Origin of the sequence: Schaalia odontolytica, from assembly GCF_024584435.1 — a bacterium.
In the GTDB taxonomy this organism is placed as follows: Bacteria; Actinomycetota; Actinomycetes; order Actinomycetales; family Actinomycetaceae; genus Pauljensenia.
Map to the genome: position 1 here is coordinate 966,181 of NZ_CP102197.1, position 13,831 is coordinate 980,011.

At 66.8% G+C, this 13,831-nt stretch carries 12 protein-coding genes; 1 reads left to right on the forward strand and 11 read right to left on the reverse strand.

Annotated features, from left to right (window positions below; all coding sequences use genetic code 11):
- Positions 1–12: 12 nt before the first annotated feature.
- The gene (locus NQK35_RS04280; RefSeq protein WP_257114649.1) at positions 13–2,160 is read right to left on the reverse strand and encodes an ATP-dependent DNA helicase RecG; all 2,148 of its coding nucleotides are present in this window, start codon (positions 2,158–2,160) and stop codon (positions 13–15) included.
- On the reverse strand, positions 2,148–3,761 hold the full coding sequence (locus NQK35_RS04285; protein WP_257114650.1) for a DAK2 domain-containing protein: 1,614 nt from the start codon (positions 3,759–3,761) through the stop codon (positions 2,148–2,150). Before NQK35_RS04285 ends, NQK35_RS04280 begins: the two co-directional genes overlap by 13 nt.
- A gap of 203 nt (positions 3,762–3,964) precedes the next feature.
- On the opposite strand from NQK35_RS04285, the gene rpmB reads away from it, so the two are divergent.
- The gene (rpmB, locus tag NQK35_RS04290; RefSeq protein ID WP_003792657.1) at positions 3,965–4,156 is read left to right on the forward strand and encodes a 50S ribosomal protein L28; all 192 of its coding nucleotides are present in this window, start codon (positions 3,965–3,967) and stop codon (positions 4,154–4,156) included.
- Positions 4,157–4,330: 174 nt separating this feature from the next.
- Here rpmB and NQK35_RS04295 read toward each other — a convergent pair whose 3' ends face one another.
- From NQK35_RS04295 to infC, 9 genes are all read right to left on the reverse strand, one after another.
- Positions 4,331–7,903 carry a bifunctional proline dehydrogenase/L-glutamate gamma-semialdehyde dehydrogenase gene (locus tag NQK35_RS04295; protein ID WP_257114651.1) on the reverse strand — a complete coding sequence of 1,191 codons (3,573 nt, stop codon included), beginning with the start codon at positions 7,901–7,903 and terminating at the stop codon, positions 4,331–4,333.
- Between the two features lie 295 nt (positions 7,904–8,198).
- On the reverse strand, positions 8,199–8,843 hold the full coding sequence (locus NQK35_RS04300; protein ID WP_257114652.1) for a TetR/AcrR family transcriptional regulator: 645 nt from the start codon (positions 8,841–8,843) through the stop codon (positions 8,199–8,201).
- Between the two features lie 130 nt (positions 8,844–8,973).
- Positions 8,974–10,125, reverse strand: a complete 1,152-nt coding sequence (locus NQK35_RS04305) for a hypothetical protein (RefSeq protein WP_082157899.1) — start codon at positions 10,123–10,125, stop codon at positions 8,974–8,976.
- Positions 10,126–10,386: 261 nt separating this feature from the next.
- Positions 10,387–10,578: a hypothetical protein gene (locus NQK35_RS04310; protein ID WP_009211754.1), complete on the reverse strand. Its 192-nt coding sequence runs from the start codon at positions 10,576–10,578 to the stop codon at positions 10,387–10,389.
- Positions 10,579–10,651: 73 nt separating this feature from the next.
- Positions 10,652–11,647, reverse strand: coding sequence for a thiamine-phosphate kinase (gene thiL, locus NQK35_RS04315; RefSeq protein ID WP_257114653.1), 996 nt, complete (start codon positions 11,645–11,647; stop codon positions 10,652–10,654).
- 10 nt (positions 11,648–11,657) lie between these two features.
- Positions 11,658–12,536 (reverse strand): TrmH family RNA methyltransferase, encoded by an 879-nt coding sequence (locus NQK35_RS04320; protein WP_257114655.1) that lies wholly within the window; start codon positions 12,534–12,536, stop codon positions 11,658–11,660.
- A 3-nt stretch (positions 12,537–12,539) separates the two neighbouring features.
- Positions 12,540–12,920 (reverse strand): 50S ribosomal protein L20, encoded by a 381-nt coding sequence (gene rplT / locus NQK35_RS04325; protein ID WP_257114656.1) that lies wholly within the window; start codon positions 12,918–12,920, stop codon positions 12,540–12,542.
- Positions 12,921–12,947: 27 nt separating this feature from the next.
- On the reverse strand, positions 12,948–13,142 hold the full coding sequence (gene rpmI, locus NQK35_RS04330; RefSeq protein ID WP_005871559.1) for a 50S ribosomal protein L35: 195 nt from the start codon (positions 13,140–13,142) through the stop codon (positions 12,948–12,950).
- A 36-nt stretch (positions 13,143–13,178) separates the two neighbouring features.
- Positions 13,179–13,766: a translation initiation factor IF-3 gene (infC, locus tag NQK35_RS04335; protein WP_009211758.1), complete on the reverse strand. Its 588-nt coding sequence runs from the start codon at positions 13,764–13,766 to the stop codon at positions 13,179–13,181.
- Positions 13,767–13,831: the final 65 nt, after the last annotated feature.

Consider the following 13,831-nt stretch of genomic DNA (forward strand, 5'->3'; position numbering starts at 1 on the left):
ACCGGGCGCCGCCTAGGAGCGTTGCATCCATTCGAGCCTGCCATCCGAGCCGGCCCGTAGGAGCCGCCTCAGCTCCGGCTGGCCGCCAAGCGTTGGGTCCTCGTTAAGGAGTGCCTCTGCTTCTTTCCTCGCCGCGCGGATCAGGGCCTCGTCGCGGCGCACGGACAGGTACCTCAGGTGGGTAGCCGTGCCGGATTGTCCGGCGCCCACGACGTCGCCTTCCTTGCGCAGGCGCAGATCTGCCTCGGCCAGTTCGAAGCCGTCGTTCGTCTGGGCAAAGGCCTCAAGCCTGGCGCGTCCCGCCTCCGTGAGCTCGTGCCTGTGCATCGCGATGCACAGGGAGGGCACCGAGGAGCGTCCGACCCGTCCGCGTAGCTGATGCAGCTGCGCCAGACCGAACTGCTGGGAGTCGAGGATCACCATGAGGGTCGCCTCGGGCACGTCGACCCCGACCTCGACGACGGTCGTTGCCACGAGGAGCGGGGCGCGCCCACAGGAGAAGTCCTCCATGATCTGCGCCTTGACGCCGGCCGGTGTTCGCCCGGTGAGCTCGTGGATGGCCACGCCCGCCAGGGCAGGCTGGGACCGCAGATAGCGGGCGACCTCGGCAACGGACGCGAGGGGCGGCGCCTCCTCATCCTCGGCATCGGCCACCTCATCGGAAGGATCGATGCGCGGGCACACGACATACACGCGTCGCCCCTGGGCGATCTCCTCCGCGGCGCGTTGCCATGCGCGCCTCACCCAGGCGTCGTTGGTCGCGTCGGCCAGGTAGGTCGCCACGGGAGAGCGGCCCCTTGGCTTGCCAACCATGCGCGTGTCATCGAGGCCGCCAAACACCGTCATCGCGATCGTCCGGGGAATCGGCGTGGCCGTCATGACGAGTTCGTGGACGGCGCGGCCGTCCTCGCGCGCCCCGCTCAGCGCCGAGCGCTGCTCAACCCCGAAGCGATGCTGCTCATCAACGACGACGAGGCCGAGGCCTGGGACACGCACACCATCCTGAAAGAGCGCGTGGGTGCCCACGACGATGAGGGGATGCGCCGATGCCAGCGCAGCCACGATCTCACGGCGGGCGGCGGGCGGAGTCGACCCGGTGAGAAGGCGCACGTCGGGTGCCCGCTCCCCCAGCGGGGCGAGAAGGGAACGCAGCGACGCGGCGTGCTGCTCCGCGAGAACCTCCGTCGGGGCGACGAAGGCGCCCTGGTGGCCGGCCGCGACGACCTGCAGCAACGCGATCAGCGCAACGACGGTCTTTCCCGAGCCGACGTCTCCCTGCAGGAGCCGCTGCATCGGGACCGTGGAGGCCAGGTCGACGCCAATGCGGGCCACGGCCTCGCGTTGGGAATCGGTCAGCTCGAAGGGCAGGAGGGCCGTCAAGCTCTCGACGAGGGCGGGCGAGGCGGGCGAGGCGGGCGCGGGCACCGCTCGGACCCCCGCGCGCGCGGCCACCAACCCGACCTGGAGGACGAATGCCTCCGCGAAGGCGAGGGAGCGGCGCGCCTGTCTGTAGTCGTCGTCCGTCTCCGGTTGGTGCAGCCGACGCAGGGCGTCGGCGTGGGCGAGTACCCCGTTGCGCGCGCGCACGGCGGAGGGTACGGCATCGGGAACATCACAGTCCTCCACGTGGTCCAACACCATCGCGATGGCCCGCGCGATCGCCCACGAGGTGAGGGACCCCATCGCCGAGTAGATGGGAATGGGACGCGACGCGACCCTCTCGACGTCGTCCCCGTCCACCCCTTCGAAGGACGGGTGGGTGAGCTGCAGCTTTCCACGGTAGGCGCCGACCTTCCCGGCAAAGAGGAAGGACCTCCCCGGGGTCAGGAGCCGCTCGATGGGGGCGAGCTTGTAGTGGTTGTGCGCGAAGAAAGTCGCCGAGAGGAACTGCGTGCCATCGGTGAGCTGGGCCTCCAGGCGAACACCGGATCCGCTGCGGTTGGCCACCAGATGCGCCGATGCGACCTCGGCCAGGATCGTCACGTCCTCTCCTTCGCGCAGCGAGGACATCGGGGTGAGGCGACCCCAGTGATAGTAGCGGCGCGGCGGGACCGACAGCAGCTCTCCCACCGTCCGCACTCCGGCGCTCTCACACGCCTTCACCGTCTTCTTCGGAAGCCGCAGCGCCAGCGGCACGTCTAGAGCGCTCACGGAGTACACCCCGCAACGAGGCTGGGGCCGACTTGGCCTCCGTCCCATGTTTCGAGGTCGATTGACGAGGACGCGTCGCGAGTGGCAAGCAGCTGGCGCACGGTCGCCACCGTATACGGCCCATCGTCCTCGCGCGAAATGAGGAGCCTGAAGGCGCGCTCGCCCCCACGGGATGCGTCGGCGAGAGCCTCGGCGATACGCTCGGGGTCCCCGTCGCGAGGCAGGGCCGCGCTCGTGGTCGCCGCCAGGGCCGCGTGGGATCCGTCGCGCAGCATGCGCGCCAGCGTCGGGGAGGCCTCCCGTCCTCCCGGTTGCGGAACAAAGAGCGGGGCGCATCGCCGAGCGACAGCCAAGACATCAAGGTCGTCCCTGCTGGCCGCCCGCAGAATTGCGGGAACCCCGGGAGCGGGCGCGGGCAGGACCGAGGCGACCGTGCCCACCAGGGCGGCGCTAGCCTCGTCGCAGGGGGCCACGAGCGCCACGCCGGAGCACGACGCGGATGCGGAGACGATCCCGGCGGCGTCGCCCGCATGGGGCTCCAGAAAGACGACCGCTCCGGCCCTGGCGAGGTCTTCGACGAGGCCGGGAGCCCGCGTGCAGGCAATGACGCGCGCACGTTCAACGCGTCGCATGGGGCGGCGCTGAAGAAGGCGCACCCCGCGGTGGCTCAGTCCCTCGTCGGCAAGCTCATCGATGCCGATCTGAGCGTCGGGCCTGGCGTCGCTCACCTGAAAACGAATTACCTGCCCCGAGGTCGGGTGGGCAGCCAGGGGGGCCGACGTGTCAACGTGCAGGCGCCACTCGCCCATTCCGAAAAGGTCGACGCGCCCCACATAGGACAGGCGCGCGCCGAGTCCGGACAACCGGACGAGCAGCGACCTCAAGTCTTCTCGGGTCCCCTCCAGGATGATATCCACGGTGAAGTCGCGTCCGGGAGGCGGCGAGGCGGGCTCGGGCGCCCGCGAGTGACGTTTGGCCAGGTCGGCCAACATCGCGGTGAAGGACTGGAGAATCCCCGCATCCGAGCGCATTGATGCGTCAATGCACGCCAGCATCAAAGCGACGAAGGCACCACCGGGATCGATGCGTCCCGTGGCTTCGTTGGTTGCCTCCACGAGGCCGATCTGGGCCTGGGCAGAGAAACGGGAGAACACCTCTTCGGCCTCTGGCAGGGTCTGCCCCATGTCCTCCAGTTCGCGTACCGCTCCCCCCAGCATCTCAACGAGCGCGTCCGACCACTCAACGGACGAGGAGGAGGGAGCGAGCGATGCGGTGAGCATTCGGCGCAGCACGAGCGCGGTGACGTGGGTGGCATCGGCCAGCGCACTCCCCCACGCGTCAAAGAGCGCTCCCAGGGCGAGGCCGCTGTGCCCGACTCCTCGCCGAATGATCGTCTCGACCGCCACCTCAAGGGCATCACGCAGGTGGGCGCGCGGCTCCAGCGAGCCCATGGCCGCAGCCAACGCCGCCATCGTTGCCGCAGCATTCGTTCCCGTGTCGCAGTCCGCGCCGTCCCAGCCATCCAGGTCGTCAAGGAAAGGCGCCAGCCGGGCTGCCTCCTCCGCTCCGGCACGGCACGCCGCGATGATGACCGATGCATTCGCTTCCATGTTTCCCCTTTCACCCCCTCACAATTCTCCCCACGAAAGGCTCTGTGTGCGACCTGACACCATGCGTGGCTGCTGCGACTTGTTGAAAGTGCGCATCATCCGCTATTCTGTCATGGTTGCCTTCGGTTCAAGCGCCGGAGGATGCGCGCCCCCGCAACCGCGGAGGCCAGAACTGAAGTGGAAGACATACCGAGGAGAACATCGTGGCTGCCGTTTGTGACGTGTGCGGTAAGGGACCCGGCTTCGGCAAGAGCGTGTCGCACTCGCACGTTCGCACCAACCGCCGGTGGAATCCGAACATTCAGCGCGTTCGCGCCCTGGTCAATGGGACGCCCAAGCGCCTGAACGTGTGCACCAAGTGCCTGAAGTCCGACAAGGTCGCCCGCGCGATCTGAGTCCGACGACACTGACATTACGCTGGTGGGGCGAGCCAATTGGCTCGCCCCACCAGCGTTTTACCTGCCCGCAGTCCCATTGACTGATATCGCGGACACGATAAGCCGGGATCGCGGCCCACGCTGTGGTGGCACCGCACAAGGCGGTGCCACCACAGCGTTTCTGCGTGCTTGCTACAGGAGGCTGGCAGCCAGGTCGAACGGTGTGCCGAAACGATGTTTCGTCATAGAAACCGCTTGCTCGCGCACGAAGGGAAGCAGCTCCGAATGCGGGCACGGAGTCACCGCACCCGTGTACAGGGCGAGGTCGGGGCTTCCCCCGGTGACACGACTCGCATGAGCCCACCGTTCCTGCGATGATTCGTCGTGCGGACCGAGAACGCGCACACGCATTCCCAGGCCTCCCGAGGTCGCGACCATGGCCAGGCGAGCATCCCATGCGTCCGCATCTTCGACGCTCACCTCAACGCCCGCGGCCTCCACTGCATCCAACAACGACTGCGGAAGCGCCTCGGCAACGGACAGGCCAATGGGGCCGCCCGCAAGAATGCCCGCGGCCAGGACCCGTACGACATCGACCAGGGGCGTCGCGCGGCCCGCGCGCAGGAGAACCGGAGTAGGTCGGTAGCGCAAGATGTTGCGCTCACATGCCAAGCCCGTGACATCACGGTTGGCTCCGTACGCGCTGGCCCAGGCTTGCGCATCGGCATTGAGCGCACGACGCAGCTCGGTTCGCTCCCTCGCGGACAGCTGAGTTTCGGTTGCCTCGAACAGAGCGAGCACCCCCGGGGCCAACGCGAGAAGGGCCTGGGTTGTCTCGGCTTCCGTCGAGGCATTGTGGGCGGGTTCGACCTCGCCCAGACCAAGCAAGTAGGATGGTCCGCCCGCCTTTGTGGTCGAGCCGATGGCTGAGCGCTTCCAGCCACCAAAAGGCTGACGGCGAACGATCGCTCCGGTAATCCCTCGGTTGACGTAGAGGTTGCCGGCCTCGATTCCGTCAAGCCACATGTCCAGTTCCTCGCTGTCGAGGGTGTGCAGGCCGGAGGTCAGGCCGTAGTCAACCGCGTTGACCGCGTCGATCGCTTCCTGGAGGGTGTCCACGCGCATAACACCCAGGACGGGCGCGAAGTACTCGGTCAGGTGGAACTCACTGCCGGGCACCACACCCGCGCGTATGCCGGGGGTCCACAGGCCGTTGCCCAGGTAGCGGGGTGTGAGAACCCAGTGCTCACCCGGACCCAGAGTCGTCAGACCGCGCACAGCCTTCTCATCGTCGGGTACGACGACGGGGCCAACCTGCGAGTCCAGGGAGGCTGGCAGGCCTACTCGCAGGGAGGAGGCCGCGTCCACGAGCTGGCGCGCGATGCGATCGGAGCGTCCGGCCGATCCGACGAGGATGAGTAGGGAGGACGCCGAGCACTTCTGACCGGCGTGCGCGAAGGCGGATTGCACGATATCACGCACCGCAAGATCGGGATCAGCAGACGGCGTCACGATGATGGCGTTCTTGCCGCTCGTCTCCCCCAGCAGGTGCATGTCGGGCTTCCACGAACGGAACAGGCGCGCGGTCTCGTACGAACCGGTCAGAACGACCCTGTCGACGGCGCCGTGCGTGACCAGGTAGCGTGAGATGTCCCCGTCCTCAAGCGGAGCGAGAGCGACCAGATCCTCGGGGACTCCGGCGTCGTGGAAAGCTCTCACGAGCTCAGCCGCACACCGTTTGGCGGGAGGAGCGGGCTTCAGGATGACGGCGCTGCCCGCAGCCAGGGCTGCTGCGACGCCGCCCACGGGGATGGCCACCGGGAAGTTCCACGGGGAGGCGACGACGGTGACATCAACGGGAACGAATCGCGCCCCCACCATGAACGCCTCGTCAGCAAGATCCAGGCTCGCGGCGGCGTAGTGGTGGCAAAAGTCGATGGCCTCGCTCACCTCAGGATCCGCCTGATCGATGGTCTTGCCGGCCTCGGACCCCGCCACCTCAATGAGTTCTGCACGACGGGCAGCCAAGACATCCCCCACGCGGTGCAGGGCGGCTGCACGTTCCTCGGGGTCCAGATCCTGCCACGAATGTGCGGCACGAACGCTGGCCTCGACGAGCTCATCGATCTGCTCATCAGTGGCGAGACGGCGCGCGCCGGTGCGTACTGCGTCCACGCCGAGCGTCGAGGCCGGGATGGCTGCGGCGATGTCGCGCGCCCACTGGCGGTTGGCGGCAAGAGCCGGGTCGGAGTCGGCTTCCGAGACGAAGGGACGGCGCACTCGCTGCGCCACGCTCCCCTGCTCGGCAGAGACGCCGCGGTCGCGCTCAGCGCACCTGTTCTGGGTACGATTGGGCACGGGAGTGCAGGCGTCCGGATCGAGATCTGCCAAGGACGCCAGGAAGCGATCACGCTCGCGGGCAAAGACGTCTTGATCGGCGGCGATATCGAAGACCCCGGACATGAAGTTCTCGGGTGCGGCGTTCTCTTCGAGGCGACGCACAAGATAGGAGATGGCCACATCGAACTCGCGGGGATTGACGACGGGAACGTACAGCAAGAGTGAACCGACTTCCCGACGCACCACTTCTTGAATCCCGGTGGCCATACCGGAGAGCATCTCGAACTCGACGCTGTCGTGGACGCTGCGCGCGGCGCGCAGCTCGTAGGCGAACGCGATGTCAAAGATGTTCTGCCCAGCGACTCCCAATCGGATGGCACGGGTGCGCTCGGGGGTCATCGCCCACTCAAGCATGCGCTTGTAGTTCGTGTCGGTTGCCTGTTTGGACGGCCACGTGGTCAGCTCCCATCCGTGGATCTGCGCATCCACCTTTTCCATGGACAGGTTGGCGCCCTTCACGATTCGCACCTTGATGGGTGCCCCTCCCGCATCGACGCGCTTGCACGCCCATTCCTGGAGTTGCTGGAGGGCGCCCAAGGAGTCGGGCAGGTAGGCCTGCAAGACGATGCCGGCCTCGTAGCCTGTCATGTCGGGCTGGTCAAGGATTGCGGTGAACACAGCGAGCGTCAGGTCCAGATCCTTGTAGTCTTCCATGTCAAGGTTCACGAAGGTCCCCGAGTCTCGGGCGAGACGGTAGAGGGGAAGCAGCGCGCTCACCCCGTGGGCGACGACCTCTTCAAAACCCCAGGGGTTGTGTGGGCCGGTAACGGCCGAGACCTTGATCGAGACGTAGTCGACGTCATCGCGCGCGACGAGGCGGGAGACCTCAAAGAGACGACGGGCGGCTTCCTTCTCTCCGAGGACTGCCTCTCCGAGAAGGTTGACGTTGAGCCGATTCCCTCCCTTGCGCAGACGGGCTAGTGCCGGTCCGAGGCCTTTGTCTGTCGCATCAACGACAAGATCACCGACGATTTCGCGGAAAACACGCCGTGCGACGGCCGTGACCGTTCGAGGCGCAAGGCGCGAGGCCTTCGAGCCTAGGCCCATGGCGGCGGCCAGCGCCGGGGGCAGGAAGTCTGTGCGTCCAGCAGAGAGCCGCTGGAGGGCCGCGCTGGCCACGTCCAGGTCCGCGGGGCGTACAACGTCATCAACGAAACGGGTGGTGAAGGTCAGGCCCGATGGATCGGCAAGAATCCGCGAGAGCAGTTTGGCTGAGCGTGGCGTGGGTTCATGAGACGACTCATCTACCCATCGGCGTGCGCGGGCCACGGCACGCTCCCCCAGCGCCCACAGGTCATCTGGACACTGGCGTTGCGCAATCGTGCGCGCGTCGTCGGGCGGAGTGGGGATGGCGGCGTTTGTCATACGTGAACCTCCAGGCTCAGGTAGGCATCGAACACTCCACGTTTCCTGCGGCTTCGTTCATTGAATCCGCTGGGGTCGCTCTGTGGGCTTCCAGGCTTCCACCATTGCGAAGCGTGCTGGTTCCCCTATCGTAACGCGGAAAAGACTCGTCTGTAGCAGTGAACAGGCGATCGGAGCGCGGCATCAGCAGGGGACCAAAGCCCTGCAAGCAATAACAGCCGCGAGTGAATTGTGTCATAGTCAGTCTGGTATTGTCACCGCCGCGCGCCCCTCCACCTGCGGCGCCCCGCCACGTTCACGAGTCGAGCAGCCAGCGCTCCTTCAGATCGACCACGACGCCAACCATGACCTCGCGCATGTTGATTGTCGGACCGCCCTGTGCGCGCGAGCACAGCCACTGCACCTGCAGGCCATCGGAGAGGGCCACGAGGCGGCGAGCGATCTGCTCACTGGGCGCCTCCTCGCGCACCTCCCCCGTCTGCTTGCCATGCTCGAAGGCACTGGTGAGGTAGGCGATCGCATCCATCAGGTGTTGACGGAACCACGGGTGAGCCTGATGCGTAGCATCGATGACGGCAGCCGACATGGCCGTATACAGGGCGACTCCGTCAGGGTGGCGCTGGTTGTGGGAGACCATCTCCACCCACGCGTCCAAGGCGGCCGCAGCACCCGCGTCCGCGCGCGGCAGTCGGACAATGGTGCGACGATCACGCTCATCAAGCACGGCGGCGAGGAGCTGATCCTTCGACGAGTAATGGTGCAGGAGCCCCGCTTTCGAGATATCGGAGGCACGAGCGATATCCGCAAGAGAGGTGGCGACATAGCCCTGCGTCGAGAACAGGGTGAGCGCCTCCGCGAGGATACGAGCCTTCTTGTCTTCGCTGCCCGCCTTGGGGCGGCCGGGCCTACGGGTCATCGTTACCTGCGCATCGTTGCTCATGCGGACTGTTCCACTTTCACTGTGCCTAAGTTAACAACACCTCATCATAGCGGTCCGCGCCCAACTCGACACTCGTTGTGCGATCCGCCGCGGTGCGGGGGCGAGGCCCGCGGTGACTCCTCGCGGGCGGCTAGCTGAACTTGATCTCGAACTCGGGCTTGCCCGAGGCGTCGAGTTTCATCTTCCCCTTCTCGTCAAGCTTCACCTTCGCCGTGACCGTGGACTCCAGATCGTAGGGCTCGCTATCCCCCCGAGTCGACATGCCCTGGAGGCGGAAGACCGCCTGGCCAACAAATTCGAGGGGCGAGCGCGCCTCCGCCTTCATCGAGGCCGGCAGCTTCTTGATCTCGAGGAGGGCAAGCGTCTTGGACTGGACCTGGAAGGGGCACATTTTGTCGATGTTCCCGGGAACGGTGCCGCAGGAGTTGGTCGCAGCGGCGGCGGCCTCAAGCGCCGCCTGCTCCAGCTTGTCCGTGAAGTGGGCCTCGAACTCGACCGAGGCCACCGTGGTGTCGATGCCGCCCTCCTCGCTGGCCTTCACGGGAGCCGTCTTGGCCTCCGCCGCAACGTAGTCCCCCAAGTCCTCGGGGGTGAAGGCGTAGACACCCGGATAGACAATGATCGTCGTGCCCGTCCCCTCCTCGGCGCTCTTCTCGGTCTTCACGCCGCCAACGGAGAACGCGGGGACGAAGCGGCCACCGACGTGTACGCGAGAGACCAGCGCATCCTGAATCTTCCAGTTCTTCAAGACGCCCAGCGTCGAGCTTGCTCGGCTCACGCGGAACTTCCGCGTGAAACGCTCGCCGTTGAGCCTCATTGTCGCAACGACCGAGTAGTCCTTTGACCTGCCCGAATCGCTCGCCACGATGTCTTCGATCTCCAGTCGGGCGCTCGCCGAGGCCATCACCTCGTCGGTGAGGTACCCGCGCTGGTCGTTCGGCAGGTCCGGATCGACCATCGACGTCGCCGCGCTCGCCTTGCCCGCAGCCAGAAGCTCCAGGTATTCGCGCACCTTGGCCTCGGGCGTGCGCGCCCAGTTTGCGACGGTCACACCGACGACTGCCACGACTGCCAGGATCACGCAGGCAACGACCGCGAGCGCGATGCGCTTAATGCGGCGACTGCTCTTGGCGGACATCGGCGTGAAGGACACGCCGGTCTGCGCCGCCCCCTGAACCGATGCGTAGTGGGCGCCCGCATTGGACGGCGGAGCGGGAATCCCCGAGGGGGCAGGGATGGGAGGCATGTTCCCCTGATTCATGCCGCCCTGGTAGCCGTCCATCGCTGTCTCCTCGCATGTTGATGTGTGTGTCGGTGGCCTCGCGACGCGTTTGATCAACGCACCGCAGGCCTTCAAAACGGCCCAAGTTTCTCACATCCCGTATGCGCCATCAAGGAGCTCACCTATCGTGGACACGAGGTGGGTGTCGCAGTATCGCGCGCGCCTGGCCGTCGGGCAGGAGCGATCGGACCGTGGCTTCGCACGGGCCCCACCCGCAGGTTCCTCGATGCTGGTCGCGACGGCAGCGGCCACCGGCAGTCCCTAGACCGCGTCGTCGCTTTCCTGGCTCACCACCGGCATAGCCTTGGTCGGAGGTACGGCAGCGTCGCCGCCGAGGGCGGGAAGGGCCAGTCCGGCGGTGGCCGGCACCTCCTGCGACGACTGCGCGAGTTGACGCGCCACGCGCGACATCGGCCGCGACGGGTCCCGATCCGGCTCAGGAGATACGTTCATGTGTGGTGCCCTTCCTCTTCTTTCGCGTGCGGGGATCCTCCCACCCCAGCGGCGGGAGCGGCCCCCATCACACTCAGTCTACGGAATCGGAGGAGAAATGGTCCCACGCCCCGCGCAGAACCTCACCATCGAACAGGGCGCGGGCGCTTTCCGCCGGGCCGCAGTCCCGGACCCACCCCACCGCTCGAAAGGCATCCGGGAGCCGAGAACCCGGAGGAAACGCGGCCAGCATCCCGTGCTCTTCGCCGCCCTGCAGCACCCACCGAAGAGGATCCGCCCCGCACACGCCCGCGGGCACCTCCAGGAGTAGCGCCTCCCGTTCCATGGCGCCGCGGTCAAACTCGATGACAACACCCGAGGCCATCGCCATGCGCGTGGCGTCGGCTGCGGGTCCGTCCGACAGATCCATCATCGCATGCGCACCTGCCGCGGCGGCGGCGACCCCCGAGCCCAGCGGAGGCTGCGGAGCCCGATAGGTCCGAAGGAAAGGATCGAGATCCCCCAGCTCCTCGCGCCCCCTGGCCGCGGGGTCGACGAAGCCTCCCTCGAGCAGATCCAGGCCCGCATAGGAAAATCCCAGCGTGCCACTGACGGCAACGACATCTCCCGCTCGCGCACCGTCCCTGCGCACCACGGGACCCGGGCAATAGCCGAAGGCCGTCACCGAGATGACGAGCTTCTCTCCCGCACTCAAGTCCCCGCCGACGACGCCCGCTCCCGCCAGGCGGGCCCGCTCCCCCATGCCTCGCACCACGTCGAAGAAGACGTCGGCATCCATGTCACGCGGGGCAACCACGGACGCCACGAGGGCAGACGGGCGTCCTCCCATGGCGTCAATGTCGGCCAGGTTCTGGGCCGCAACCCGCGCCCCGACCTCGTATCCCGACGACCATGAGAAGTGAAAGTGCTGGTCCTCGACCATGACGTCAGTCGTCACGACGAAGGAACCCTCGGGCGCGGCGACCTGAGCGCAATCGTCTCCGATGCCGATGATCGTGCGCTCGCCCCGGGGGAAGGAACGACGAAAGTGGGACACCAACTGGGCTTCGGACAGGTCAGCTAACTTCATGAGAACAAGACTAGTCGCGCAGACCACCGACGCGTGGGCGCGATGGAGTGCGGCCGCGGACCGTCTGCGAGGCAAACAAGCAGGTTGCCGCGGCGCTGGCAACGTTGAGCGACTCGGCCCGCCCCGTCATCGGGATGGCGACGAGGCCGTCGCAGGCGCGCATCTCCTCGGCAGACAGGCCCCGGGCCTCGTTGCCAAACGCCCAGGCGTGAGACTGAGACAGACGCGAGCGCGAGGAGATCCCCTCGACGAGGAGGTCCGCCAGATCCAGGGATCCGCTGCCTCCGCTGGTGCCGAGGAGGGCCGCGCCCCGCCCGTGTATCAGGTCGCGCGCCTCGGCGAAGGAAGGCACGAGGCACACGGGCAGGTGGAACACCGATCCCGCGCTTGAACGAACCACCTTGGGGCTGGCAGCATCGACGGTGCCGGCCACGGCGATGACGGCCCTTGCACCGAACGCGTCGGCCGTACGAATGATGGTGCCGACGTTGCCCGGATCCCTCCCCTGAGCGATCACGACGAGCGTTTCGCCGACCTCGGCGTCGGGTAACTCGCGGTGGAGCGCATCCAGGGAAGCCACCGCGCATACCCCCTGAGCGTCCGAGGACAACGCCGCGGACACTGCCTGCGACACCGGATGCACCCAGCGGGTGGCCGCTCGCGCCGAGGCGATAAGTTCCGGAGACGAGTCCCACAGGTCCTCGCGGACGTAGACGTCACGAAGGGTGCGGGGGCGGTGACGAACAAGTTCGCGCACCGCCTGAGGCCCCTCCACGAGCATCAGGCCGGAACGGATACGCGCCGAGCGCCCGACCAGACCCGACACCCGGCGCACGCGGTCGGCGCGCGGATTATCGAGGATGGGCAGGCGCTCGGCGAAGGAGCTCACCAATCAGGCCTTGGGGGCGTTGATGTCGGCGGGCAGCGCGTCCTTGGCGACGGTCACCAGGGCGTTGAACGCGTTGATGTCGCTGACGGCCAGCTCGGCGAGCATGCGGCGGTCGACCTCGACGCCGGCCAGGTTCAGGCCCTGGATGAGGCGGTTGTAGGTCAGGCCCTGAGCGCGCGACGCGGCGTTGATGCGCTGGATCCACAGGCGACGGAAGTCGCCCTTCTTGGCCTTGCGGTCGCGGTAGGAGTAGACGAAGGAGTGAGTGACCTGCTCCTTGGCCTTGCGGTACATGCGCGAGCGCTGGCCGCGGTAGCCGGAGGCCTGCTCGAGTACGGTGCGACGCTTCTTCTTGGCGTTGACAGAACGCTTAACACGTGCCATTTTCTACTGTTCTCCTCTTACTCGAGCTCACTTGCCCAGCAGACGCTTGACGCGCTTAACGTCAGCGGTCTCCAGGACCTGGTCGGTCGCCAGGCGGCGGGTCTTGCGGCTGGACTTGTGCTCCAGCAGGTGGCGGGCTCCGGCCTGCTCGCGCATGATCTTGCCCGAGCCAGTCGTGCGGAAGCGCTTCTTAGCACCGGAATGAGTCTTGTTCTTCGGCATTTCTATTCCTTCGTTGTCGGGCGATGAGTATCGCCGTCAGTCCTGTTCGGCGGCCTTGTCGGCTGCCACTCGGGCCTGGTCCTTGCTGGCGCGCTCCGCGCGCTTGCCCCGACGCTCGGCTCGCTCGGCCTCGCGACGCTTGCGCTGCTCGGTCAGGGCGTCGGCCTTACGCTTCGTGGGGGCCAGCACCATCGTCATGTTGCGCCCGTCCTGACGGGGCATTGACTCGACGGTGGCGAGTTCGCCAATCTCCTCGGCGAGGCGCTGCAAGAGACGCACGCCCGCCTCGGGACGAGACTGCTCGCGACCGCGGAACATGATCATGACCTTGACCTTGTCGCCGGCAGAGAGGAAGCGCTCAACGTGGCCCTTCTTCACGCCAAAGTCGTGATCATCGATCTTGAGTCGGAAACGGATTTCCTTCAGCTGCGTGTTCGCCTGGTTGCGGCGAGCATCGCGGGCCTTCTGGGCGGCTTCGTACTTGTACTTGCCGTAGTCCATGAGCTTTGCAACCGGCGGCTTAGCATTCGGCGCAACCTCCACCAGGTCAAGCCCGGCCTCTTCGGCCAAGCGCAGCGCGTCCTCAACACGGACGACGCCGACCTGTTCACCTCCGGGTCCCACGAGGCGTACCTCGGGGACTCGAATACGCTCATTGATGCGAGTCTCGCTGATGAGCGGCTCCTTCC